This is a genomic window from Pseudomonas sp. p21 (genome assembly GCF_001642705.1).
Lineage (GTDB): Bacteria > Pseudomonadota > Gammaproteobacteria > Pseudomonadales > Pseudomonadaceae > Aquipseudomonas.
Map to the genome: position 1 here is coordinate 118589 of NZ_LWBV01000006.1, position 25076 is coordinate 143664.

21 protein-coding genes and 1 pseudogene are annotated in these 25076 nt (G+C 64.2%); 10 read left to right on the forward strand and 12 right to left on the reverse strand.

The window, feature by feature from the left end:
* Positions 1-87 precede the first annotated feature (87 nt).
* From dacB to A4C63_RS17955, 8 genes are all read right to left on the reverse strand, one after another.
* The gene (gene dacB / locus A4C63_RS17920) at positions 88-1545 is read right to left on the reverse strand and encodes a D-alanyl-D-alanine carboxypeptidase/D-alanyl-D-alanine-endopeptidase (RefSeq protein ID WP_063913864.1); all 1458 of its coding nucleotides are present in this window, start codon (positions 1543-1545) and stop codon (positions 88-90) included.
* Positions 1546-1730: 185 nt separating this feature from the next.
* Entirely contained in the window at positions 1731-2075 is a 345-nt protein-coding gene (locus A4C63_RS17925; protein WP_004376110.1) for a YggL family protein, read from the reverse strand.
* Positions 2076-2116: 41 nt separating this feature from the next.
* The gene (locus A4C63_RS17930; protein WP_063913865.1) at positions 2117-5749 is read right to left on the reverse strand and encodes an ATP-binding protein; all 3633 of its coding nucleotides are present in this window, start codon (positions 5747-5749) and stop codon (positions 2117-2119) included.
* Between the two features lie 8 nt (positions 5750-5757).
* Complete coding sequence (locus A4C63_RS17935; RefSeq protein WP_063913866.1) at positions 5758-6375, reverse strand: response regulator transcription factor; 618 nt, start codon at positions 6373-6375, stop codon at positions 5758-5760.
* A 282-nt stretch (positions 6376-6657) separates the two neighbouring features.
* Positions 6658-7989, reverse strand: coding sequence for a deoxyguanosinetriphosphate triphosphohydrolase (locus A4C63_RS17940; protein ID WP_063913867.1), 1332 nt, complete (start codon positions 7987-7989; stop codon positions 6658-6660).
* A gap of 189 nt (positions 7990-8178) precedes the next feature.
* Positions 8179-8508, reverse strand: a complete 330-nt coding sequence (locus tag A4C63_RS17945; protein ID WP_063913868.1) for a hypothetical protein — start codon at positions 8506-8508, stop codon at positions 8179-8181.
* Complete coding sequence (locus tag A4C63_RS17950; RefSeq protein ID WP_013971683.1) at positions 8505-8879, reverse strand: phage holin family protein; 375 nt, start codon at positions 8877-8879, stop codon at positions 8505-8507. The genes A4C63_RS17945 and A4C63_RS17950 overlap by 4 nt, the downstream gene beginning before the upstream one ends.
* A 9-nt stretch (positions 8880-8888) precedes the next feature.
* Positions 8889-9203, reverse strand: coding sequence for a YqjD family protein (locus A4C63_RS17955; RefSeq protein WP_063913869.1), 315 nt, complete (start codon positions 9201-9203; stop codon positions 8889-8891).
* A 313-nt stretch (positions 9204-9516) separates the two neighbouring features.
* On the opposite strand from A4C63_RS17955, the gene A4C63_RS17960 reads away from it, so the two are divergent.
* From A4C63_RS17960 to A4C63_RS17980, 5 genes are all read left to right on the forward strand, one after another.
* The gene (locus A4C63_RS17960) at positions 9517-10725 is read left to right on the forward strand and encodes an ammonium transporter (protein ID WP_063913870.1); all 1209 of its coding nucleotides are present in this window, start codon (positions 9517-9519) and stop codon (positions 10723-10725) included.
* A gap of 72 nt (positions 10726-10797) precedes the next feature.
* The gene (locus tag A4C63_RS17965; protein ID WP_063913871.1) at positions 10798-11037 is read left to right on the forward strand and encodes a glutaredoxin family protein; all 240 of its coding nucleotides are present in this window, start codon (positions 10798-10800) and stop codon (positions 11035-11037) included.
* An 87-nt stretch (positions 11038-11124) separates the two neighbouring features.
* Positions 11125-11556 (forward strand): D-Ala-D-Ala carboxypeptidase family metallohydrolase, encoded by a 432-nt coding sequence (locus A4C63_RS17970; RefSeq protein ID WP_063913872.1) that lies wholly within the window; start codon positions 11125-11127, stop codon positions 11554-11556.
* 65 nt (positions 11557-11621) lie between these two features.
* On the forward strand, positions 11622-11930 hold the full coding sequence (locus A4C63_RS17975; protein ID WP_063913873.1) for a hypothetical protein: 309 nt from the start codon (positions 11622-11624) through the stop codon (positions 11928-11930).
* Positions 11931-11981: 51 nt separating this feature from the next.
* Entirely contained in the window at positions 11982-12866 is an 885-nt protein-coding gene (locus A4C63_RS17980) for a pseudouridine synthase (RefSeq protein ID WP_063913874.1), read from the forward strand.
* Positions 12867-13107: 241 nt separating this feature from the next.
* On the opposite strand, the gene A4C63_RS17985 is transcribed toward A4C63_RS17980, so the two are convergent.
* From A4C63_RS17985 to acnA, 3 genes are all read right to left on the reverse strand, one after another.
* Entirely contained in the window at positions 13108-14673 is a 1566-nt protein-coding gene (locus tag A4C63_RS17985; protein ID WP_063913875.1) for a PAS domain-containing methyl-accepting chemotaxis protein, read from the reverse strand.
* 198 nt (positions 14674-14871) lie between these two features.
* The gene (locus A4C63_RS17990) at positions 14872-15648 is read right to left on the reverse strand and encodes a CPBP family intramembrane glutamic endopeptidase (RefSeq protein WP_063913876.1); all 777 of its coding nucleotides are present in this window, start codon (positions 15646-15648) and stop codon (positions 14872-14874) included.
* 184 nt (positions 15649-15832) lie between these two features.
* Positions 15833-18574, reverse strand: a complete 2742-nt coding sequence (gene acnA / locus A4C63_RS17995) for an aconitate hydratase AcnA (RefSeq protein ID WP_063913877.1) — start codon at positions 18572-18574, stop codon at positions 15833-15835.
* Positions 18575-18790: 216 nt separating this feature from the next.
* Between acnA and rlmM the strand changes: the two genes are divergently transcribed.
* The 3 genes from rlmM (at position 18791) to pdxB (ending at position 21712) form a co-directional block, all read left to right on the forward strand.
* On the forward strand, positions 18791-19855 hold the full coding sequence (gene rlmM / locus A4C63_RS18000; RefSeq protein ID WP_063913878.1) for a 23S rRNA (cytidine(2498)-2'-O)-methyltransferase RlmM: 1065 nt from the start codon (positions 18791-18793) through the stop codon (positions 19853-19855).
* A gap of 411 nt (positions 19856-20266) precedes the next feature.
* The gene (tusA, locus tag A4C63_RS18005; RefSeq protein ID WP_016500764.1) at positions 20267-20509 is read left to right on the forward strand and encodes a sulfurtransferase TusA; all 243 of its coding nucleotides are present in this window, start codon (positions 20267-20269) and stop codon (positions 20507-20509) included.
* Between the two features lie 60 nt (positions 20510-20569).
* Positions 20570-21712, forward strand: a complete 1143-nt coding sequence (pdxB, locus tag A4C63_RS18010; RefSeq protein WP_063913879.1) for a 4-phosphoerythronate dehydrogenase PdxB — start codon at positions 20570-20572, stop codon at positions 21710-21712.
* A gap of 176 nt (positions 21713-21888) precedes the next feature.
* Here pdxB and A4C63_RS26585 read toward each other — a convergent pair whose 3' ends face one another.
* Positions 21889-22062 (reverse strand): PA1571 family protein, encoded by a 174-nt coding sequence (locus tag A4C63_RS26585; protein ID WP_170929323.1) that lies wholly within the window; start codon positions 22060-22062, stop codon positions 21889-21891.
* A 213-nt stretch (positions 22063-22275) separates the two neighbouring features.
* Here A4C63_RS26585 and A4C63_RS18015 point away from each other — a divergent pair, with 213 nt between their 5' ends.
* Positions 22276-24039 (forward strand): ABC transporter transmembrane domain-containing protein, encoded by a 1764-nt coding sequence (locus A4C63_RS18015; protein ID WP_063914080.1) that lies wholly within the window; start codon positions 22276-22278, stop codon positions 24037-24039.
* 765 nt (positions 24040-24804) lie between these two features.
* Positions 24805-24915, forward strand: a pseudogene (locus A4C63_RS27065) (hypothetical protein); the annotation flags it as partial.
* Positions 24916-25076 lie beyond the last annotated feature (161 nt).

Here is a 25076-nt window from a genome sequence, read left to right on the forward strand (position 1 = left end):
CTCCCACAGGTATGGCACCGAATTCAATAACGGTGCAGTACCTGTGGGAGCGGGCAAGCCCGCGAAGAGGCCATTACTGGCTGACGATCAGTTGGCTGCCGTGCTGCCGGCCAGTTTCGGCTGGCGGTACAGGTCCAGCAGCACCTGGTCGAGCACCTGCGAGGCGCCCCATGGTTTCGGGTCGTTGAGGATCGCCGCCACCGCCCAGGTATGGCCGTTGCTGTCACGGCTGAAGCCGGCAATCGCCCGCACGGTATTCAGCGTACCGGTCTTGATGTGCCCTTCACCGGTCATGGCGGTGCGCTTCAGGCGCTTGCGCATGGTGCCGTCCATGCCCACCAGCGGCATCGAGCTCATGAACTCGGCAGCATAGGGGCTCTTCCAGGCGGCCTGCAGCATGGCGGCCATTTCCCGGGTGCTGACCCGTTCGGCGCGCGACAGGCCGGAGCCGTTTTCCATCACCAGGTGCGGCGCGGTAATGCCCTTCTTCGCCAGCCACTGGCGCACCACGCGCTGGGCGGCGCGGGCGTCGTCGCCGTCGGCATCGGTGCGGAACTGCGCGCCAAGGCTCAGGAACAGCTGCTGGGCCATGGTGTTGTTGCTGTACTTGTTGATGTCGCGGATCACTTCCACCAGGTCTGGCGAGAAGGCGCGGGCCAGCAGGCGTGCGCCCTTGGGCACGTTCTCGAAGCGGTCGCCACCCTGGATGCTGCCACCCAGTTCGTTCCAGATCGCGCGCACGGCACCGGCGGCGTAGGTCGGGTGGTCGAGCAGCGACAGGTAGGTCTGCGAGTTGCAGCCGTCACCCAGCTGGCCGCTGACCGTTACGCTGATGCCATCGGCCTGTTGCACCGGGTTGTAGCGCACATCCCCCGAGCATTGTTTGGAGGCCACCGCCTTGACCTGGTTGTCGATGCGGATGCTGGCAATCGGCGGTTCGACCGCGATGGTGACCTTGCCTCCATCGTTGCGGGCCACGAAGCGCAGGGCCTTGAGGTTGACCAGCAGCGAGTCGGGCTTGACCAGGAACGGCTTGTTCTCATCACCGCCATCGTCGTTGAACTGCGGCAGGTTGGGCTGCACGAAGTGGCTGCGGTCCAGCACCAGGTCGCCGGTGATGGTGCGCACGCCATTGGCGCGCAGGTCACGCATCAGCAGCCACAGCTTTTCCATGTTCAGTTTCGGGTCGCCGCCACCTTTGAGGTACAGGTTACCGTTGAGTACACCGTTGCTCAGGGTGCCGTCGGTGTAGAACTCGGTTTTCCACTGGAAGGTCGGGCCGAGCAGTTCGAGGGCGGCGTAGGTAGTGACCAGTTTCATGGTCGAGGCCGGGTTCACCGAGACATCGGCATTGAACACGGTCGGTGTGCCGGGGCCGTCCAACGGCAGCATCACCAGCGACAGGGCCGAATCCTGCAGCTTGTTGGCCTTGAGGGCCTGCTGCACTTTGACCGGCAGCGTGGTGTTTACGGCGGCGGCCTGGCTGGGCAGGGCGAGTGGCAACAACAGGCCGGCAAGAACGAGGGGACGAAGCGTTTTGATCATAATGAATAAATACCCTACGGCGAGGGAAAAGGGCATTGGGGCTGTAAGGGATGATGGCCCCAGGATGAAAGAATACGCATTATGCCCCAAGCGCAGCGACGATGCGCCACGTTCGACGGAAAAGCACGCCAATAAAAAAGGCCACCCGTAGGGGTGGCCTTTTCAGCGATCGAGCCGGGCCGGAATTACTCGGCCTTGTTGATCGGCTTTTCCGGGTACCAGGCGTCCAGCAGCGGGCTGACTTCGATCTTGGTCAGTTCGCTGCGGCCTTTGAGCCAGGCTTCAACGGCTGCACGCTGTTCTTCGCTGACCGAGCCGCGTTTGACCGAGCATACCAGGCCGAAATCGTCACCGCCTACATAGTCCAGGCCATTGGCGTCCATGGCTTCTGCCAGGAACGCGTCGAGGAAAGCATCGATTGCCTGGTCGTCCAGATCTTCCTTGAACTCCAGGTTCAGCTCGAAGCCCAATTCCTGAAACTCGTCGACACACAGCTTCTTGCGCAGACGACGGGAGCGGTTTGTGGCCATGAAACAATCCTCTTAGGTAATAACGCCGCGCAGTCTACCAGTTAACACGCCTGGCTGCCTGCCTGTGTGCAGGTACCTGTGGCCAGTTCCTTGGCCAGGGCGCGTTCTACCCGGCACATATGCCGCGCCAGTGCCTGGCGCCGCAGGCGTAACTGGGCGATGGGCAAGCCGCTGGCCTCCAGGGCTTCGCAGGCCGTCATCAGCTCGGGGGCTTCCAGCATACGCGCGGCGCTGAGCACCTTGTGCGCCTGTTCGGCAATGGCAGCGCTGTCGTGCTGCGGATGCAGTGCCATCAAGGTGGCCAGATCGGCTTGCAGGCTCTGTTGCAAGGCCTGCAGGAAGCGCTGGCGGTCGATCGGGTCATGCCCGACCACTGCGGCAAGGCCGTCCAGGTGGTACAGCTTGCGCCGCCGTTTTTGCTGGCGGCGCGGGCGGATGCCGGCCAAGCGCTGGCTGAGCGTGCCCAGGCTGATAGGCTTGAGCAGGCAGTCGTCCATGCCGGCGCTCAGGCACTTGCGGCGTACCTCCGGCTGCGCGTTGGCGGTGTAGCCAAGAATGGTGCAGCGCGGCCGCTTGCCATGGCGTTCTTCGGTACGCACGGCGGTGGCCAGCTGGTAGCCGTTCATGTGCGGCATGTTGCAGTCGAGCACCAGCACATCGAAATCGCCCGCCCGCCAGGTAGCCAGGCCTTCGCGACCGTCGCGGGCGCTGGTGTGCTCCAGGCCCAGGTAGCCAAGCTGCTGTGCCATCAGTTGCAGGTTGGCCGGGTGGTCGTCGATCACCAGTACGTTCAGCCGTGGGTCGGGCACGTCGAGGTTCTCGATCAGCGGGGCCGGCTGCGCTGCGCCATCAACCCGCTGCAGCGGCATCTTCAGGCGCACCTGGGTGCCGACATCCTCCAGGCTCTTGATGGTCAGGCTGCCGCCCATCATTTCGCACAGGTTGCGACAGATGGCCAGGCCCAGCCCGGTACCCGCGCGGGCGCCCTGGCTATGTGGGTTGGCCTGGATGAACGGGTTGAACAGGCGTTGCAGGTCGTCGGGGTGGATGCCGATGCCACTGTCGCGCACTTCCAGCTCCAGCACTGCGGGGGCACTGGTGCCGTCCACCACCAGGTTGACGCAGATGCGCACCTGGCCATGCTCGGTGAACTTGATGGCGTTGCTCACCAGGTTGCACAGTACCTGTTTGAAACGCAGCGGGTCGAGCAGCGCATGGCAGCGTGCGGCCGGCGCGATCATCACCTCCAGGGCCAGGCCTTTCTGCCGCGCCTGGCCCTCGAAAATGCGCCCCACCGATTCGACCAGGGCCGCCAGGTCGACGGCCTCCGGGGCGAGGGACAAATGCCCGGACTCGATGCGCACGATGTCGAGGATATCGCCGATCAGGCCCAGCAGGTCCTTGGCCGAATGGTGGGCCAGCTCCAGCGCGCCGCGATCTACCCGGCCTTGGTCGGCACGCTTGACTGCCAACTCGAGCATGCCGATGACTGCATTCATCGGGGTACGGATTTCGTGGCTGATGGTAGCCAGGAACGTGCTTTTGGCGCGGTTGGCATCGTCGGCCTGCTGCTTGGCCTGGCGCAGTTCCATGACCAGGTGGCGGCGATCGCTGATGTCGATCCAGCCACCGATGATGCCCTGCACCTCACCCAGTGAGTCGCGGTACGGCAGAATCCAGTGGTAGATGGTCATCTCGCGGCCCTTGATCCGTAGCGGCCGGTCCATGATCAGCGGCGAGCCTTCGGCCATCACCTTCAGGTAATCGGCGTGGATCTGCCGGGTCTGCTCGCAATCGGCGAACAGGCTGCCCTCCAGTTGTTTGCCGATGACCTCGTCGGAGCGGGCCTGCACGGCTTCCAGGTAGCTGTAGTTGCAGCTTTGCAGGCAGCCTTCGCGGTCCCGCACGTACATGGGGTGGGGCGTGCCGTTGAGCAGGGCGCGCATGAACGCCAACTGGTCGTTCAGCGCCCGTTCGGCGCGTTGCCGCTGGCGAATCTGCAGGCGCAGGCGAGCGTTCCACAGCAAGGCCAGCAGCAACAGTACGGCGGTGCCCAGTACCACCTGTATCGCCAGCCGGCGATAACCCTGGTCGTTGCCATCCTCGTGCAGGCTGAAGCCGCGCCAGCGGTTGTTGATTACCCCCAGTTCTTCCGGCGAGATGCTCAGCAGCGCCTTGTCGAGGATCGACACCAGCGCCTGGGACGAGGCACTGGTGGCCATGGCGAAGTTGGCAGGTTCGCTGCCGACGGTGGTTCGGATGACCAGTTCGGGGTTGCCGGCCAGGGCGTGGTTGGCGTCGATCAAGGTGGTGATCACTGCATCGACGGCACCGCTGTTGAGCAACGCCACGGAATAGTACGCGCTTTCGGTCTCGACCCAGCCGATTTGTGGATAGTGCCGCGACAGCATGGCGTCCATGGCACTGTAGCGGGTAATGGCGATGCGATGCCCCTGCAGCTGCTCCAGCGAGGTGAAGGGCCTTTTGTCCTTGCGGCTGACCAGCACATAGGCGCTTTCCAGGTAGGGCCGGCTGATTTGCAGGTCGTCTTCGCTCACCCCGCCGGTGGCCAGTGCGGCGATGACATCGGCGCGGCCATCCTTGAGGCGGGCAATCATGTCGGCGAGGCCGCTGGCGCGCTGCACTTCGAAACGCAAGCCAGTGCGCAGGCGAATGAGCTCGAGCAGGTCGGCGGTGATACCGCGAAAATGCCCCGAGCCATCGAAATAGGAAACCGGTGCAGCGGTTTCATCGATCGCCACGCGCATCACCGGATGGTCCTGCAGCCATTGTTGTTCGGCGTCGGTCAGTTGCAGCCTGCGGTCGGTCAGCAGCAGGTCGCTACCGGCACTCCAGCGCTTGAAGATGCTGGCGCGTATGGCCGGGGTCTGGTTGTCCAGGGTGGCGTTTACCAACTCCATCAGCAGCTTGTCCTGGTGGCGCAGGGCAAAACCGAAGCCGATGGCTTCGTGCTTGCCGAAACTGGCCATGCGCAGGCGCGGCAGGTGGCTGCGATTGAGTTGGTAGTGGGTGGAAATGGTATCGCCGATGAACACGTCGGCCTGGCCGAACGCCACGGCATTCAGGGCCTGGCTGGACGAGCCGAAGGCCAGCAGTTCGGCCTTGGGGTAGGCCCTGTTCACCTCCTGCCTGGGCAGATAGTGGTAGAGCATGCCCAGGCGCATGCCGGCCAGGCCCATGTCCAGCGCCCGGCTTTCGTCCTCGCGCGTTACCAGCACCGGTTGGTCGATGGCATAGGGGTGCGACAGCGCCAGGCCATCGTTGGTAGCTTCGTAGCCATTGGCGCTGCCAAGCAGGTCTATATCACCGTGCCGCAGCGCCTCCACCGCCGCCTGCCGGCTGGAAAAGCGCAGCACCCGCACGGGCAACTGCAGGGCCTTGCCGATCAGGCTCGCGTACTCGGCGGTAAGGCCCTGGTAGTCGCGGCCGCCACTGGTGATGTCGAACGGCGGGTAGTCCGGTGCCGAGGTACCCAGCACCAGTTCCTGACGGCTTTCGAGCCATTGCCGTTGTTCGTCCGTGAGTGTAGGCGGTGCCGGCCTGGCCGATGACCGTGCCAGCAAGGCATAGGACGAGGCCTCGTGATGGGTAGCCTGTGCCACGCCGCTGAGCAGGAGCAGGGTGAGCAGCAGGCGAACGATAGGGCGCGCCATGACGACCCTCAGACCAGCGCGTTGCGTTTGGCCATTTCGATCAGGTCGACCAGTGTATTGACCTGAAGTTTGTGCATGAGGCGCTTCTTGTAGGTGCTGACGGTCTTGCTGCTGAGGAACATGCCCTTGGCAATTTCCTTGTTGCTGCGGCCTTGGGCGAAGAGTTGCAGCACCATCAGTTCGCGGTCATTCACCTGACGGAAAAGTTGCAGGTCGGCATCTACCGCCTGGTTATGCTTTATTGCCTGGCTGGGGAAGTAGTTGTAACCGGCCAGCACGGCCTTGATTGCACTGAGCAGCTCGCTCAGGTCTTCCTGCTTGCACACGTAGCCCGCGGCACCCGAGTGCATGCAGCGCACCGCAAACAATGCGGGAGACTGCGCAGTCAGTACCAGCACCTTCAGGGGCAGGGCCATGGCCTGGAAGCGGGCAAGCACCTCCAGCCCGTCTAGCTTGGGGATGCTGATGTCGAGGATGACCAGGTCGGGAGCGGTTTCGCGGATCATCTGCATGGCGTCCACGCCGTTGTCCGACTCGCCGACAACCTTGTAATTCTGGTTCTCCAGCAACATACGGACGGCCAGGCGGATGACGGGATGGTCGTCGACAATAAATATGGAATGCATGTTCAACTTCCCTACGGGCGACTGAGGGTGACAGGCGGAACCTTATCGCAGTTGGAAGTCATCGGGCATGCGAGGAAGGGCTATTAGCCCTATATGGGAAATGGCTTACAAGATAAAACAAAACGGGCTACGAAACAGGCGCGTTTTACTCGATGTCAAAACGTGATTGGTAACTTTTCATTGATTTTTATTCGTGCTGTTTAACTTGTCTCCAGTATATGTAGGAAGTTTCCCACAATACACGGTGCAGCTCCGGGCGATGCCCGGGCGGCACCGGCAGGCTCAGGTCGGGCTGGAGCGCCCGGTCATTTCCCGGGCCATTTCGCTGGCATAGCTGTCGGTCATTCCGGCGATGAAGTCGATCATGCGCAGGAAGGCACTGTGCAGCGAACCGTGCGGGTCGGGGGCATTGTTGCCGATCAGGTCCAGTACCCGGCGGCTCTTGAACGAGGGCGTGCGCCCACCGTGCTGTTCGAGGGCGGCGCCACAGAAGGTGTTGAGCAGAATCTCCAGAGTGGTGTAGGCGCCGATCTCGTGCAGGGTCTTGCGCTTGTCCTGGAAGATCTTGTTGCGTGCCATGTCCTTGGCCTGCAGCACACAGCGCTTGGCCGGGCCGTGCATGTGCTCGACCAGGTCGCCCGCCAGTTGCCCGGCCAGCAAGGCCTGCTGCTGCTCGACGAAGGCGTGGGCGGCAGCGTTGGTCAGGTGCTCGATGGCCTTGCCGCGCAGGATCGCCAGCTTGCGCCGCCGGGAGTCGCCAGGGCCGAGCTGGCGGTAGGTTTCCGGCAGGTCATCACCGACCAGGTCGAGCAGCAGCGCTTCGACTTCGGCATATTGCAGCAGCTCCATTTCCAGGCCGTCTTCCAGGTCGATCAGCGCGTAGCAGATGTCATCTGCGGCTTCCATCAGGTAGACCAGCGGGTGGCGCGCCCAGCGCTGGTGTTCCAGTTGCGGCAGGCCGAGCTTGCGGGCGATCTGCTCGAGCAGCGGCAGTTCGCTCTGGTAACTGCCGAATTTGTGCTTCTTGTAGCCCAGGGCGTCGGCGTGGCGCGCGCTCCACGGGTACTTCAGGTAGGTGCCGAGGGTGGCATAGGTCAGCCGGGTACCGCCATCGAACTGGTGGTACTCCAGCTGGGTGAGTACGCGAAAGCCCTGGGCGTTGCCTTCGAAGTTGAGGAAGTCGGCGCGCTCGTCGTCGCTCATGTCGTCCAGCCAGCCACGCCCGGCGGCCTGTTGGAACCAGTGGCGGATGGCGTCTTCGCCAGAGTGGCCGAACGGGGGGTTGCCGATGTCGTGGGCCAGGCAGGCCGACTGCACGATCATTCCCAGGTCGCTGGGGGCGCACCAGTCCGGCAGGCTGTCGCGCAGGGTTTCGCCGACGCGCATGCCCAGCGAGCGGCCGACGCAGCTGACTTCCAGCGAGTGGGTCAGGCGGGTGTGGATATGGTCGTTGCTGGAAACCGGGTGCACTTGGGTCTTGCGCCCTAGGCGGCGGAAGGCACCGGAGAAGATGATGCGGTCGTGGTCTTTGTGGAAGGGGCTGCGCCCGAGTTCATCGGCGCTGTACAGGGCTTTGCCCAGGCGTTCGCGGGTTAGCAGGGTGTGCCAGTCCAAGGCGCGGTCTCCTGTGGATCGAGGGGTATAGCTTCCGGTGTCCGGAAGGGCAGCGCAAGGGGTAAGCCTGCAATGGCCCTATCGCCGGCAAACCAGCTCCCACAGGGATTGCACATGGCTTGAGGCCGATGCGGTCGAGGTGGGAGCCGGCTTGCCGGCGATAGGGCCGGTGCAGTCGACGGAAAACGCTCAGGGGCGGCGGTTGCCTTGCAGGTACAGGCGCAGCAGCGGCAGCAGGCTGGTGCCCAGACGCAACAGCCGCGCCAGGTTGCCGCTGCGCACGCCCTTGCCGGTGAGGAAGCCCAGCGCCACCACGGCGCCAATCCCCCACAGCGGTGCATGCTTGATGCCCAGCCCTTCGTGTAGCGAGTTGCCCATGCCGCGCACGCGGCGCAGCGGCTTCAGCAGCTGCGCGGACTCGTGGCGGATTTCCTGGCGGTGCATTTCCATGCGCAGGCGCAGCAACGCCTTGCGCAGTTCACGCGGGTTACGGGTGTTTGGCAGTTCTGGCAGGCTCATGGCAACAGGCGCTCCCGGTCCTTGGCGAGTTCCTCGAGGGTGGCGCCAAAGGGCGACGACTCGTCGAACACCGCTGCCTTCAGGCGCAACCCGCAGTACAGCGCAGCGATGCCGTAGAACACGCACAGGCCAATGATGCCGGCCAGGCGATAGCTGTCCCACAGCAGCACCAGCAACAGCCCGGACAGTGCCGTCAGCAGCAGCAGGGCAAAAACCAGGGCTAGGCCGGCGAACAGCAGCAGGCTCAAGGTGCGGCCCTTCTGCTCCTGCAACTCGATGCCGAACAGTTCGATATGGCTGTGCAGCAGCCCCAGCGCAGCCGCGCCCAGGCGCTTGCCCGAGGCGCTGGCGCCGTTGGCGTCATTCTCCATGGGGACCCCTTAGCGCCGGTTGGCCAGCAGGCCGATCAACAGGCCGACGCCAGCGGCAATGCCGATCGCCTGCCACGGTTTTTCCTGCACGTACTGCTCGGCACTGCCCAGCGCTGCCTGGCCGCGCTCACGCACCGAGTCCTGGGTCAGTTGCAATGTTTCGCGGGCCTGGGCCAGGCGGTCGTGGATCTGTTCACGCAACTCGTCTGCCTGGTCGCCGGCCAGGTTGGCGGTGTCGGCCAGCAGTTTCTCGGTGTCGCGGACCAGTGCCTGGAAGTCAGCCATCAATATCTCTTGTGCAGTCTTTGCCGATTTGCTGGCCATGGGTGTCTCCCTGTCTATGAGTGTTGGTAGTTCGAGTGATAGCACGCGCGGAAGGTTCAAGTGCCGGCGCTGGTATGGGCCTTGCTAAGGCTTTGCCACGTTGCGGGGCGCCCCGGTCGGGTATTGCGCCGATACAGGGCGCCAGCGCAGCGGATACCGATAAACCTTAACCCAATCCACGACAAACCCAAGAAAAAACCACGCAGGCTCCGCCCGGCTCACCGAAACAGGGCAGGGGGCTGGCACCGATTCGGTGCAGGGATGCAGGTTCTTGAACTGTCCTGGTGCCTTTTTCAGCAGGTCTGCCTATTTCATGGAAAACATGCACAGCGCGATGGACTCCCTGGTCCACGGTTCCAACACCCTGTTCATTCTCATGGGTGCCATTCTGGTGCTGGCCATGCATGCCGGCTTCGCGTTTCTCGAAGTGGGCACGGTGCGCTACAAGAACCAGGTCAACGCCTTGTCGAAGATCCTCAGCGACTTCGCCATCTCGGCGTTGGTGTACTTCTTCATCGGCTACTGGATCGCCTACGGGGTCAGCTTCTTCCAGCCAGCGGCGGCACTGGCGGCCGACCATGGCTATGCACTGGTCAAGTGCTTCTTCCTGCTGACCTTCGCCGCGGCGATCCCGGCGATCATCTCCGGGGGCATCGCCGAGCGGGCGCGCTTCGTGCCGCAACTGTGTGCCACGGCGTTGATCGTGGCGTTCATCTACCCGTTCTTCGAGGGTGTGGTGTGGAACGGCAACCTGGGCGTACAGGCCTGGTTGCAGGCACGCTTCGGCGCGCCGTTCCATGACTTTGCCGGCTCGGTGGTGGTGCATGCCATGGGCGGCTGGCTGGCGCTGGCGGCGGTGCTGCTGCTGGGGGCGCGCCGTGGACGCTACCGCGATGGCCGGCTGGTGGCGTTTGCGCCGTCGAGCATTCCCTTCCTGGCATTGGGATCGTGGATCCTGATCATCGGCTGGTTCGGCTTCAACGTCATGAGTGCCCAGACCCTGCAGGGCGTCAGCGGCCTGGTGGCGATCAACTCGCTGATGGCCATGGTCGGTGGCACCCTGTCGGCCTTGCTGGCCGGGCGCAACGACCCGGGCTTCCTGCATAACGGGCCGCTGGCCGGGCTGGTGGCAGTGTGTGCCGGCTCCGACCTGATGCACCCGATCGGTGCGCTGGCCACCGGTCTGGTGGCGGGCGCGCTGTTTGTCTGGACCTTCACCGCGGCACAGAACCGCTGGAAGATCGACGATGTGCTGGGGGTGTGGCCGTTGCATGGCCTGTGCGGAGTATGGGGGGGCATTGCCTGCGGCGTGTTCGGCCAGGTGGCCCTGGGCGGCATGGGCGGCGTCAGCCTGGCCAGCCAGTTGCTGGGCAGCCTGATGGGTGTGCTGGTGGCATTGGCCGGTGGTTTCGCCGTCTACGGTGCGATCCGCGCGCTGCATGGCCTGCGCTTGAGCCATGAGCAGGAGTTCCAGGGGGCAGACCTGTCGCTGCACCGGATCGGCGCCACCAGCCAGGATTGAGCCAGGTCAGGTGCACGGTGGGCAGGACGGACCTAGAATAGGCTTTCTCCCTGCCAAACCGGACTTGCCCCCATGCTGCCTGAATGCCAACTGTTCGGCACCCTCGGCTGCCACCTGTGTGAAGTGGCCGAGGCCGTGCTGATGCCCTTCGTCGATCATGGCCTGCTGGTGGAGCTGGTCGACATTGCCGAGAACGAAGCCCTGTTCGAACGCTATGGCCTGATCATTCCCGTGCTGCGCCGCTGTGACAACGGCGCCGAACTGCACTGGCCGTTCGATGCCGAACAAGTGGTGGCGTTTCTCGCGCAGTAATGGCTCCAGAGGAGCTGCAACCCTGCTCCAAGGTGATGCATGTGAGCTGATGATCCCGTGCCACATTCAGTCATCGGGAGCCTTGCCATGTTGATCACCCCGCATTTCACGCTTGATGAAATGATCGTTTCCCAACTCGCCGCCAGGGACGGGTTCGATAACACACCCCCCCCTGAAGCCAGGGCCAACCTCCAATTGCTGTGTTGTGCGCTGGAAAAGGTGCGGGCACTGTTCGACGCGCCAATCATCGTCAGCAGCGGTTACCGCAGTGAGAGGGTCAACCGGGCAATTGGCGGTGCCTCCAATAGCCAGCATGTAATGGGGCTGGCGGCAGACTTCACGGTGATCGAAGTCAGCCCGCGGGAAACTGTGCGGCGGATCAGCGAAAGTGCCGTGCCCTTCGATCAACTCATCCTGGAATTCGACAGGTGGGTGCACCTGTCGGTAACGCGCGACACGCCGCGGCGGCAGGTGTTGACCATTCGCAAAGGCAGCGGCTACCTGCCGGGGCTGCAATGAAGCGCATTGACGCCAGCAAGGGGATGTTCGTATGCTGTATATAAGTACAGTATCAAGGTGAAGCCATGCTCAATGTCGAGCAACTCAAGTACAGCGTCAACCGCATGCCCGTCGAGCGGGTGGCCGACGCCGTTCTGGAACTGCGCCTCGAAGGCCTGGTGACCGACGACCGCACGCCGTTCGGCAAGGTCCACTTCAATACCTGCTTCGCCGAGATCGAGGCCTTGTTCCAGCGTGCCGGCTACCACCGTGGGCTGGATGTGGTGGGTTACCAGGGGGTGCTGTATGCCCTCTACGACCCGGGCCGCTGGGAGCCCGTGCAGGTACTGCGCTGGCTCAAGGAGCGCAGCGAGGCGATGGCCCAGGCTGGTTGATGGCGTGGGCTTGGGGGATAATGCGCGGCCGTGAACGTTTCGAGCCCTGCCATGACCACGCCTTTCGACCCCGCCCGCCAGCAAGCCAGCACGGTGTGCCTGCCACCCGGTAACTGGGCGACAGTGCTCGACTGCCTGTGTGACCATTTCAAGGCCATTGATCGGGCCCAATGGCTCGACCGCTTTGCCCGTGGTCGGGTGCTGGATGCCGAGGGGCGGGCGGTGTCGGCCGAGCTGCCCTACAAGCGCGGCATGCGTTTGCACTACTTCCGCGAAGTGCCGAACGAGCGGTCGATCCCGGTGCAGGAGTCGGTGCTGCATGTGGATGAGCACTTGGTGGTGGCCGACAAACCGCATTTCCTGCCAGTGACGCCGACCGGGGAATACGTCGAGCAGACCTTGCTGCGCCGCCTGATCCGCCGCCTGGGCAACCCGCACCTGGTGCCGTTGCACCGTATCGACCGGCATACCGCCGGGCTTGTGCTGTTTTCCGCCAACCCGCAGAGCCGCAGTGCCTACCAGCGGCTGTTCCCCGAACGACGCATCGACAAGCGCTACCAGGCCATTGCCGCGGCCATGCCGCAGCATGAATTTCCGCTGGTGCACAAAAGCCGCCTGGTGCATGGCGAGCCGTTTTTCCGCATGCATGAGGTAGAAGGGGAGGCCAACAGCGAAACCCTGGCCGAAGTGCTGGAGAAGAATGGCGAGCTGTGGCGTTACGGGTTGTCGCCGGTGACCGGCAAGACCCATCAGTTGCGCGTGCACATGGCGGCATTGGGGGCGGGGATCAGCAATGATCCCTTCTATCCGCAACTGCTCAACGACGAGGACGACTACCAGCGGCCGCTGAAACTGCTGGCGCAGAGCCTGCGTTTTGCAGACCCGCTGAGTGGGGAAGAGCGCTACTTCGAGAGCCGCTTGCAGCTGGACTGGTAATGCTCACACGCTCATCGCAGGAACAACTGCTGTAAATGCACTCTGAAAGCTTGCGCGGTCCCCTGTGGGAGCGGGTTCACCCGCGAAGAAGCCTGCGCGGTAGATGGCACCGGCTTCGCCGGTGTTCGCGGGTGAACCCGCTCCCACAGTGACCACGCAATCTTTTAGATCTTGAGCAAGACATTTACTCCCACAAGTACGGCGCACGTAAAAAGTGCATGCCGTACCTTTGGAAGCTGCCCTAGCGGTTGAAGCGCTCCACCAGCGAGTACTGGGTACCTGCCGTGCTGGTCAGCTCTTCGCTGAGCAGTGCCGAGTGCTGCGCCTGTTCGGCGGTCTGGTCGGCCAGTTCGGCAATGGTGCTGATGTTGCGGCTGATCTCGTCAGCCACTGCAGTCTGCTCCTCGGTTGCGGCGGCAATCTGTGTGGCCATGTCGGTGATGTTGGCCACCGCTTCGCTGATGCCAACCAGGGCCTCGTCGGCCTGCATCACACGGTCGACGCCTTCCTGCGCCTGGCGATGGCCGGTTTCCATGGTCAGCACGGCATTGCTGGCGGTTTGTTGCAGCTTGGCGATCAGGCCGTGGATCTGCCCGGTGGACTCGGCGGTGCGCTGGGCCAGCTGGCGTACTTCGTCAGCCACCACGGCAAAGCCACGGCCCATTTCACCGGCTCGTGCCGCTTCGATGGCCGCGTTCAGCGCCAGCAGGTTGGTCTGGTCGGCGATGCCCTTGATCACATCGACCACGCCACCAATCTCGTCGCTGTCCTTGGCCAGTTGCGTCACTGTCTGGCCGGTCTCGCCTACCGCTGCCGACAGGCGTTCGATGGCCTCGCGGGTTTCTCCGGCAATCTGCCGGCCCTGGCTGGTCAGGCGGTTGGCTTCCTGGGTGGCATCGGCAGTGCGCTGCACGTGGTTGGCCACTTCCTGGGTGGTGGCGGCCATCTGGTTGACCGCAGCGGCGACCTGCTCGGTCTCCACCCGCTGGCGTTCCAGGCCCGAAGAGCTCTTGTGTGCCAGGACATCGGACTGGCGCGCCTGTTCGCTGAGGTGTTCGGCGCTGTCCTGCAGGCGGGTCAGGCAGGTTTTCATGCGCGCGTCCTGGCTGAGCATGGCCATTTCCAGGCGCGCCTGCACGCCACGGCTGTCGGTGAACATCTGCGCGATCAGCGGGTCGGAGGTGGTCTGTTCGGCCAGGCGCAGCAGGCGCTTGAGGCCGCGCTGCTGCCAGCCCAGGCCCAGCAGGCCCAGCGGTACGGAAAGCCCGGCGGCCAGGGCGAAGCCCCAGGAATGGCCCAGCCAGTTGCCGATCAGGAAGCCCACCTGGCTGATCAGGATGAACGGCAGCCAGTCCTGCAGTACCGGCAGCCACTTGTCCCGGCGCGGTACCGGCGGCTTGCCCTGGTTGATGCGCTGGTACAGCGCCTCGGCACGGCGGACTTGTTCGGCGGTGGGCTTGACCCGCACCGACTCGAAGCCGACGACCTGATTGTTGTCGAAGATCGGCGTGACATAGGCGTTGACCCAGTAGTGGTCGCCGGACTTGCAGCGGTTTTTGACGATGCCCATCCACGGCTGCCCTTGCTTGAGGGTTTGCCACATGTGGGCGAACACGGCAGGCGGCACGTCGGGGTGGCGTACCAGGTTGTGCGGCGCACCGGTCAGCTCCTCGCGGGTGAAACCACTGATCTCGATGAAGGCATCGTTGCAGTAAGTGATCACACCTTTGGCATTGGTGGTGGAGATCAACCGCTGCTGGGCAGGGAAAGTCCGTTCTCTCTGGGTAATCGGCTGGTTGTTACGCATGGGTTGATAGTCCGCAGGGCTTTCGACAGGTATCGGCAAGTCGCTGGTTTTATTGAATGAATATTTAACGTGCTTGATCTGTGGCAATAAGCCATCATTTTGTATGGATTAGTCAGCGAGCACGTTCAAGAAAGTTAGCGTCATTATTGCGTTTTTACTGCTGTTTAATGACCTATAAGTCGAATGATGACCGATTGGCTAGCCAAGAGCCAGCATCGGATAACTGAATAGGGTGAAGTGCACCAGGTTCAGGCCGAAATGGCAGAGCACCGCGGCCGCCACGCCGCCCCAGCGGTACGCCAGGCCGTAGCCGATACCGGCAAGGGTGGCCAGGTACCCCCATTGCCAGCCGGCCCCCAGGTGGGCCAGGCCGAACAGCAAGGCGGCGGCGAACAATGCCAGCCCTTGGTGGCGCAACAACCGTTGCAGGCCGGCCTGGATGTAACCGCGGAACAGCAGTTCTTCGGTCAGGCTTACCAGCAGCAGGTTGTTCAGCAGCCAGAGCCAGGCCTGCTCGGGCCATTTCGGGGCCCAGGCCAGCATGCCAAGTGCCCAGGCACCACCCAGGCAGGCAAGCAGGGTCAGGGGCAGGGCGTACAGCAGACTGGTCACCAGGCCCTGGCTGCGCCACAGGATCAGCCAAGGGCAGGCCAGCAGCAGCCAGGCGCCGATCAGCGGTTTGTCCAGGTTCAGGTACATCGTGAAGGGCAGAGCGCCGGGGCTGAAGATGACGCTGTCGAAGACCTTGGCTGAGTTGAAACCGGGCAGCCAGTGCAGTGCCAGGGCGATGGCCAGCAGGATGAACAACGTGTGGCCCAGGGCTTGTAGCCAGCGCTGCGGGCGACGAGCAAGCAGGGCGCTGGTGAGCAGGGCGAGGAAGGTGGGCAGGGTGGCGATGCCGAGGTTGCCGTGGGCCAGGCCGAGGGTGTAGCCGAGCGCCAGCAGGAGCAGGGCGAGCAGGTGGGAGCGGGGCACGAGTGGTCCTTCTCGGGTAAACAGAATTGGGAGCGCTACGCGTCACCTGTAGGAGCGGCCTTGTGTCGCGATGGGGCGCGGAGCGGCCCCACATCTCAGCTTCGCTGCCGAAATCGAGTGGGGCCGCTGCGCGCCCCATCGCGACACAAGGCCGCTCCTACAAGCGGCCCCAAGCATACCCGCCTCAGCCCGCAATCAGCTGGCGCAACACATAATGCAATATCCCCCCCGCCTTGAAGTACTCCACTTCATTCAGGGTATCGATCCGGCATAGCACTTCGATCTGTTCCTGCTGCCCATCCTCGCGGGTGATGCGCAATGGCAGGCTCATGCCCGGGCGAATCTGTGCGCCGTTCAAGCCCAGCACATCGATCCGCTCCTTGCCGGTCAGCCCCAGTTGCTTACGGTTGTGCCCGGCCTTGAACTGCAATGGCAGCACACCCATGCCAACCAGGTTGGATCGGTGAATGCGCTCGAAGCTTTCCGCCAGCACCGCCTTGACCCCCAGCAGGTTGGTGCCCTTGGCCGCCCAGTCGCGGCTCGAACCGGTGCCGTATTCCTGGCCGGCGATCACCACCAGCGGGGTGCCTTCTTGCTGATAGCGCATGGCCGCGTCGTAGATCGACAGCTTCTCGCCACTGGGCACGTGCAGGGTATTGCCGCCTTCTTCGCCCGCCAGCATTTCATTGCGGATGCGGATGTTGGCGAAGGTGCCGCGCATCATCACTTCATGGTTGCCACGCCGCGAGCCGTAGGAATTGAAGTCGCGTGGCTCCACGCCCTGCTCGCGCAGGTAGCGCCCGGCCGGGCTGTCGGCCTTGATGTTGCCGGCCGGGGAAATGTGGTCGGTGGTCACCGAGTCACCCAGCAGCGCCAGGATCCGCGCACCCTGGATGTCGGTGATCTGCGGGGGTGGCCCGCCGATGTCGTCGAAGAATGGTGGGTGCTGGATATAAGTGGAGTCGGCTTGCCATACGTAGGTGGCCGCCTGCGGTACCTCGATGGCCTGCCACTGTGCATCGCCGGCGAACACTTCGGCGTATTCCTTGTGGAACATTGCCGTGTCGACCTTGGCCACGGCGGCGGCGATTTCCTGCTGGCTGGGCCAGATGTCGCGCAGGTACACCGGCTGGCCATCCTTGCCGGTGCCCAGCGGGTCGCAGGTCAGGTCCAGGCGCACGCTGCCGGCCAGGGCATAGGCCACCACCAGCGGCGGCGAGGCCAGCCAGTTGGTCTTGACCAGCGGGTGTACGCGGCCTTCGAAGTTGCGGTTGCCCGACAACACCGAGGCCACGGTGAGGTCGGCGCTGCCGATGGCTTTTTCGATCGCATCATCCAGAGGGCCGGAGTTGCCGATGCAGGTGGTGCAGCCATAGCCGACCAGGTCGAACCCCAATTGGTCCAGGTAGGTGGTGAGCCCGGCGGCCTTGAAGTAGTCGGTGACCACCTTGGAGCCTGGCGCCAGCGAGCTCTTGACCCAGGGCTTGCGTTGCAGGCCTTTTTCCAGGGCCTTTTTCGCCACCAGCCCGGCGGCCATCATCACGCTGGGGTTGGAGGTATTGGTGCACGAGGTGATCGCGGCAATCACCACGGCGCCATCGCGCAGGGTGTGGGTCTGGCCTTGATGGCTGTAGTCGATCTCCCCGGCCTGGTCGGCGTTGCCCACCGCCACGCCGCCGCCACCTTCGCTTTCCAGGCGGCTGACCTCTTTGGCCAGCGGTTTGGGTTGCAGTTCGATGAAGTGGTCGAAGGCCTGGCTGACCTGGCCCAGGGCCACCCGGTCCTGCGGCCGCTTGGGCCCGGCCAGGCTGGCCTCGACCTCCTGCATGTCCAGCGCCAGGCTGTCGCTGAACAGTGGCTCCTGGCCCGGCAGCCGCCACAGGCCTTGGGCTTTGCAGTACTGCTCGACCAGTTGTACCGTCGCTTCGGGGCGGCCTGACAGGCGCAGGTAGTCCAGGGTCACCTGGTCGACCGGGAAGAAGCCGCAGGTGGCGCCGTATTCCGGGGCCATGTTGGCGATGGTCGCACGGTCGGCCAAGGGCAGCTCGGCCAGGCCATCACCATAGAACTCGACGAACTTGCCCACCACGCCCTTCTTGCGCAGCATCTGCGTCACCGTCAGCACCAGGTCGGTGGCGGTGATGCCTTCGCGCAGCTTGCCGGTCAGCTTGAAGCCGATCACTTCGGGGATCAGCATCGACACCGGCTGGCCGAGCATGGCTGCCTCCGCTTCGATGCCGCCCACGCCCCAGCCGAGCACACCCAGGCCGTTGATCATGGTGGTGTGCGAATCGGTCCCGACCAGGGTGTCGGGGAAGGCGTAGGTGCGGCCATCGGCCTCACGGGTCCAGACGGTGCGGCCCAGGTATTCCAGGTTGACCTGGTGGCAGATACCGGTGCCCGGCGGTACCACGCGGAAGTTGTCGAAGGCGCTCTGCCCCCAGCGCAGGAAGGCGTAGCGCTCGCCATTGCGCTGCATTTCGATATCGACGTTCTCGCTGAAGGCCTGCGGCGTGCCGTAGCGGTCAACCATCACCGAATGGTCGATCACCAGGTCTACCGGTGACAGCGGGTTGATCCGCTGCGGGTCGCCACCGGCCTTGGCCATGGCTGCGCGCATGGCGGCCAGGTCGACCACGGCCGGCACGCCGGTGAAGTCCTGCATCAGCACCCGCGCGGGGCGGTACTGGATCTCGCGGTCGGAGCGCCGCTCGCCCAGCCATTGGGCGAGAGCGCGCAGGTCGTCGCCGGTGACGGTCTTGCCGTCCTCCCAGCGCAGCAGGTTTTCCAGCAGCACCTTCAGCGACATGGGCAGGCGCTGCAGGTCGCCCAGCTGGCGGGCGGCCTCGGTGAGGCTGAAGTAGTGGTAGGTCTGGTCGCCGACCTTGAGGGATCTGAGGGTGTTCAGGCTATCGAGCGAGGGCATTGCCAACTCCTTCTGCACCGGTGCCTGGCAAGGTTTGCCGGTGGCACCGCTCTGTATCGATCCGCACGGCACGGACCTGGCTGAAAGGTCAGGTTAGACCGCTTTGCGCCACCTGACCCTTTTCTGGACCGGCGGGGCGTGTCGCAGGTTCCGATCTTCCTTTATCATCGCCGCCCTGCCGGCGCCTGTGGCGCGCCAGCCGTAGTGGAGTGAGAGATGAATACCCTGTTCATGCATTGCCGGCCCGGTTTCGAGGGTGAGGTGTGCGCCGAAATCAGCGAACATGCCGCCCGCCTGGGCGTTGCCGGCTATGCCAAAGGCAAGCCGCAAAGTGCCAGTGCCGAGTTTGTCTGTAGCGAGGAGGGCGGTGCCGAGCGCTTGATGGGGGAGCTGCGCTTCAACCAACTGATTTTCCCGCGGCAGTGGGCCCGTGGCGGTTATGTCGAACTGCCGGAAAGCGACCGTATCAGTGTGCTGCTGGCGCACCTGGCCGAGTTCCCGGTGTTCGGCAGCCTGTGGCTGGAAGTGCTGGACAGCAACGAAGGCAAGGAATTGTCCACCTTCTGCCGCAAGTTCGAGGTGCCGCTACGCAAGGCCCTGGAAAAGGCCGGCCGCCTGGTCGACGATGCCAGCCGCCCACGCCTGTTGCTCACCTTCATCAGCGGCCGCCGGGTGTTCGCTGGCGTTGCCCCTGCCAACAACAGCGCGCTGTGGCCCATGGGCATCCCGCGCCTGAAATTCCCCCGCGAGGCGCCCAGCCGCTCGACCCTCAAGCTGGAAGAAGCCTGGCACCAGTTCATTCCGCGCGAGCAGTGGGAGCAGCGCCTGGGTGATGACATGACCGGTGTTGACCTGGGGGCTTCGCCGGGTGGCTGGACCTACCAGCTGGTACGCCGGGGCATGCTGGTGACTGCCATCGACAACGGGCCGATGGCCGAAAGCCTGATGGACACCGGGTTGGTCCAGCACCTGATGGCCGATGGTTTCACCTGGCAACCGAAGCAGCCGGTGGACTGGATGGTATGCGACATCGTCGAGAAGCCGGCGCGTACCACTTCGCTGATCGAAACCTGGCTGGGTGAGGGGTTGTGCCGTGAGGCGGTGGTCAACCTGAAGCTGCCGATGAAGCAGCGTTATGCCGAGGTACGCCGGCTGCTCGACCGCATGGAGGCGACGTTCAAGGCGCGCAAGATCAAGGTGTCGATTGCCTGCAAGCAGCTGTACCACGACCGTGAGGAAGTGACCTGCCATCTGCGCCGGTTGGACTTGAAGCCGCGCTGAGTTTCGGGCGCAGGGTTTGGGTTCTGTGGGGTTGCAGGTGCATGGCTTGAGTTTTTGGTTGGTGTTGAGATCGAGCGCCGCCCGCGCGGCGCTTCGCGGGGCAAGCCCGCTCCCACATCTGTTTCGGGCCAGTCACTCCTGTGAGGGCACCTGTGTCCGCCTTGTTTGTTCCATTCGATATCGAGGGGGCGCGACTGCTCTTCATCGATCTTCAGCCATGCCCCAGGGCTGCAACCCATCTGGCGCAGGAGTAATTGGCCCGAAACAGATGTGGGAGCGGGCTTGTCCCGCGAAGCGCCGCGCGGGCGGCGCTCGATTTCGACGCACACACAAACCTTAAGGCATGCGTCTGAGGCCCCTTGGTCGAAATGGCGCGATGCGCGACAATAGCGATCATTTGCGGAGCCCCCCATGACCGATTTCACCCCCGACGCCATCCTCGACGCCACTGGCCTGAACTGCCCGGAACCGGTGATGATGCTGCACCAGCACGTGCGTGACCTGGCCGCTGGCGGCCTGCTCAAGGTCATCGCCACCGACCCCTCGACCCGCCGCGACATCCCCAAGTTCTGCAACTTCCTCGGCCACGAACTGCTGCAGCAGCAGGAGGACGCCGGTACCTTCCTTTACTGGATCCGCAAGAAAGCCGACTGAAGCGCTCTGGAACACGCCCGGCGTTGCGCCTAAACTGCGTTCCCCAGACAGGAGAGCGCCATGCTGATAGTTGCCGACGAGAACATCCCGCTGCTCGATGCCTTCTTCCAGGGTTTCGGCGAAATCCGCCGTTACCCGGGCCGAAGCCTCGATGCCGCCAGCGTCAAGGACGCCGACATCCTGCTGGTGCGCTCGGTGACCAAGGTCGACCGCCAGCTGCTCGAAGGCAGCCGTGTGCGCTTTGTCGGCACCTGCACCATCGGCACCGACCACCTCGACCTGAACTACTTTGCCGAGGCCGGGATCCGCTGGAGCAGCGCGCCGGGCTGCAATGCCCGCGGCGTGGTCGATTACGTGCTGGGCAGCCTGCTGACCCTGGCCGAGCTGGATGGCGTGGCACTGCCCGAGCGCGTGTATGGCGTGGTGGGCGCAGGTGAAGTGGGTGGCCGCCTGGTGCGGGTGCTGCACGGCCTGGGCTGGAAGGTACTGGTATGCGACCCGCTGCGCCAGGCCGCCGAGGGCGGCGACTACGTCAGCCTCGAGACTATCCTGCAACAGTGCGATGTGATCAGCCTGCACACCCCCTTGCAGCGTGGCGGCGAGCACCCGACCTGGCACCTGCTGGGCCAGGCGCAGCTGGCGCAGTTGCGCCCGGGTGCGTGGCTGGTCAACGCCAGCCGTGGCCCGGTGGTGGACAACGCGGCCCTGCGCGAACTGCTGCTGGACCGCGAAGACGTGCATGCGGTGCTGGATGTGTGGGAGGGTGAGCCGCAGGTCGACTTGCAACTGGCCGACCTGTGCACGCTGGCTTCGCCGCACATTGCCGGCTATAGCCTTGACGGTCGCCAGCGTGGTACGGCGCAGATCTACCAGGCGCTGTGCCGCTTCCTCGGTGTGGATGAACAGGTGCAACTGGCCGACCTGCTGCCTCGGCCGCCGCTTGCGCAGATCGAGCTGGATGCCAGCACCGACCCGGCCTGGGCCATGGCCACCCTGTGCCGCGCGGTGTACGACCCGCGCCGCGACGATGCCGATTTCCGCCGCAGCCTCAGCGACGACCCGCAGCAGCAGCGTGCAGCGTTCGACCAGTTGCGCAAGCAGTACCCGCCACGGCGCGAGATCGAGGGGCTAGGGGTGCGCTTGCGTGGGGAGTCGCCGCAGTTGGCGCAGCTGGTCAGTGCCTTGGGTGGGGTGCTGGTCTGACGGTATGTTGAGCGCAGTACCGGCCTTTTCGCGGGTAAACCCGCTCCCACAGGTGCCCCGCTGATCTCAAGGCTGGTGTGGTCCCTGTGGGAGCGGGTTTACCCGCGAAAGGGCCAGCACAGGATTCAGGCAAATAAAAACCCGGCGCAAGCGCCGGGTTGCAAGAAACTCGCCGATCAACCTTTGCGTACGCGCTCGACCCGGCTTTCTTCCAGGGCCTTGCAGGCCTGCTGGATCATCTGTTCGGTGATCGGTACTTCGCGCCCCTGGGCGTCGATGATCGACCCGCACACCTGCGGTTGTGGGGTGGTCCGGGGCTTCTGGTTGTCGCTGCCATGCTGCAAGCTCATGTATTGTCTCCTCATCAGGTTCAAGCGCAGGGTAACCCTGTGCCGTGACTGGCCTGTGACAGTTCCTGCAGGGTCACGGCAGGCACAGTCCAACAGAAACGGCAGTAAAGCTCCATAGCTTGGTTAGACCGATAGGCTATAGCAACCGTACAAGGGTTCCCCTGGCCTGGATGAGTGGTAGGCTGCGGTTTCCCCACCACTGTGGTCAGCGCCATGCCCGAATCGGTTTCCCCGCGCCAACGCCGTGCCTTGCGCCTGGGTTGGCAGTTCGTCCGTCCGTACCGTCGCCAGGTGCTGCTGGCCTTGCTGGCCCTGGTTGTCACCGCCGCCATCACCCTGTCCATGGGGCAGGGCATTCGCCTGCTGGTGGACCAGGGCTTCATGACCCGTTCCGCGCATCAGCTCAACCAGACTATCGGGCTGTTCCTGCTGCTGGTGCTGGCCCTGGCAGTGGGTACCTTCAGCCGCTTCTATCTGGTGTCGTGGATCGGCGAGCGCTGCGTGGCTGATATCCGTCGGGCCGTGTTCGACCACCTGATCGGCTTGCATCCCGGTTTTTTCGAAGACAACCGCAGCTCCGAGATCCAGTCGCGGCTGACCGCCGACACCACCTTGCTGCAATCGGTAATCGGTTCATCGCTGTCGATGTTCCTGCGCAACGCGCTGATGGTCATCGGTGGCGTGGTGTTGCTGTTCATCACCAACCCGAAGCTCACCAGCATCGTGGTAGTGGCCCTGCCGCTGGTGCTGGCGCCGATCCTGCTGTTCGGCCGCCGGGTACGCAGCCTGTCGCGGCAGAGCCAGGACCGGGTGGCCGATGTGGGCAGCTATGTGGCCGAGGCCCTTGGGCAGATCAAGACCGTGCAGGCCTACAACCATCAGGCGCATGACCGCGAGCTGTTCGCCGGCACGGTCGAAGCGGCGTTTGCCGTGGCCCGGCAGCGGATTGCCCAGCGTGCCTGGCTTATCACCCTGGTGATCGTGCTGGTGCTGGGGGCGGTGGGGGTGATGTTGTGGGTTGGCGGCATGGATGTGATCGCCGGGCGTATTTCCGCGGGCGAACTGGCCGCATTCGTATTCTACAGCCTGATCGTCGGCAGTGCCTTCGGTACCCTCAGCGAGGTCATCGGCGAGCTGCAGCGGGCGGCGGGTGCGGCCGAGCGCATTGCCGAACTGTTAGCGGCGCGCAGTGCAATCCTGCCGCCGGCCGTGGCGCAGGTGCTGCCGCAGCAGCGGGCCAGTGGGCGTATCGAGTTGCAGCAGTTGGTGTTCGCTTATCCGTCACGGCCCTCGGTGGCGGCTGTCGATGGCCTGAGCCTGGCCATTGAGCCGGGGCAGACCGTGGCGCTGGTTGGGCCATCGGGGGCGGGCAAGTCGACCTTGTTCGATTTGTTGCTGCGCTTCTACGACCCCCAGCAAGGGCGCATCCTGCTCGATGGCCGGGCGATTACCGAACTCGACCCTGATCAACTGCGGCAGCAGTTCGCCCTGGTGGCACAAAACCCTTCGCTGTTTCGCGGCACGGTCGAGGCCAACATCCGCTATGGCCGGCCCGAGGCGACCCTGGCAGAGGTCGAGGCAGCGGCCCGTGGTGCCCATGCCGACGCATTCATCCGGCAACTGCCGCAGGGCTACCAGACACCGCTGGGCGAGGGTGGTATCGGCCTGTCCGGCGGGCAGCGGCAACGCCTGGCCATCGCCCGTGCGTTGCTGGTCGATGCACCGATCCTGTTGCTGGACGAAGCCACCAGCGCCCTCGACGCGCAAAGCGAACACCTGATCCAGCAGGCGTTGCCCAGCCTGATGGCCGGGCGCACCACCCTGGTTATCGCCCATCGTCTGGCTACGGTACAGCACGCCGACCGTATCGCGGTCATCGACAAGGGCCGGCTGGTGGCGGTGGGGACGCATCGCCAGTTGATCGAAGAGAGCCCGCTGTATGCGCGGCTGGCGGCCTTGCAGTTCACTACGGGGTAGCTGGTAGTGGCCTTGTAACATTTCTGTAGTATTTGCCTGAGAGTATCTAGCTCAACTGTTGCGTAAGTGCTCGACCTGGCTGCCATTGCTTGATGGCAGCCTTTTTTTGGCCTGCCAGTAACCGGGCTGCGTTGCACCCCATTGCCAGCTTGCGCGGCCCCCCGGTCTTCCTCCTGCTTTCCGAGATCCAAGATGTTGCGTAAATCCCTCAGAGTGCAAATTCTCTCCCTGCTCGGCGGCAGTCTGGTGGCGATGTTGCTGATCGCCCTGGTGTGCTTCCAGTTTCTCTCGTCCAGCGTGCGCGGCTACGCCGAGCTGGTTGACGGGCCGCTGCGGGCCTCGCAATTGATCGATGAAGCCAACCTGCAGTTCAAGATCCAGGTGCAGGAATGGAAGAACGTGCTGTTGCGCGGGCGCCAGCCGGCTGACATGGACAAGTACTGGCAACAGTTCCAGGCTCGCGAGCAGCAGGTGCAGCAACTGCTCGGGCAATTGATCGACAGCAGCGACGCCAGGCTCAAGGCGCCATTGCAGCAACTGCGTGACAGCCACCGGCAGCTGGGCCAGGCCTATGCGCAGGGGCGCCAGGCATTCCTGGCAGCGGGCGGCGACCCGGTTGCTGGCGATCAGGCGGTCAAGGGCGTGGACCGCGCCGCCAGCGAGCAGATGAGCGAACTGGTCGAGCAACTGCGTGCCGATGCCCATCAGCAAGCCGCCAGCCTCAGTGCCGGTGCCGAGCGCACGGTATGGCTGGGCTTGCTGGTGATGTTGGCCTCGGCGGTGTTGGTGGGGTTGCTCAGCCTGTGGCTGGTCAACCGCAGCCTGATCGAGCCGATTCGTCAATTGATCGAGTATGTCGCGCAGCTTAGCCAGGGCCGCTTTGCCGCCCGGGTAGACAGCCGCCGCGAGGACGAACTGGGTCGCCTGGCGCGGGCCGCCAACACCCTGCGCGACTTCCTCGCCGACACCGTCGTCCGGCTGCAGGACAACGCCCAGGAACTGGAGGGTGCCAGCGGCCGGTTGCGCAGCATCGCCGG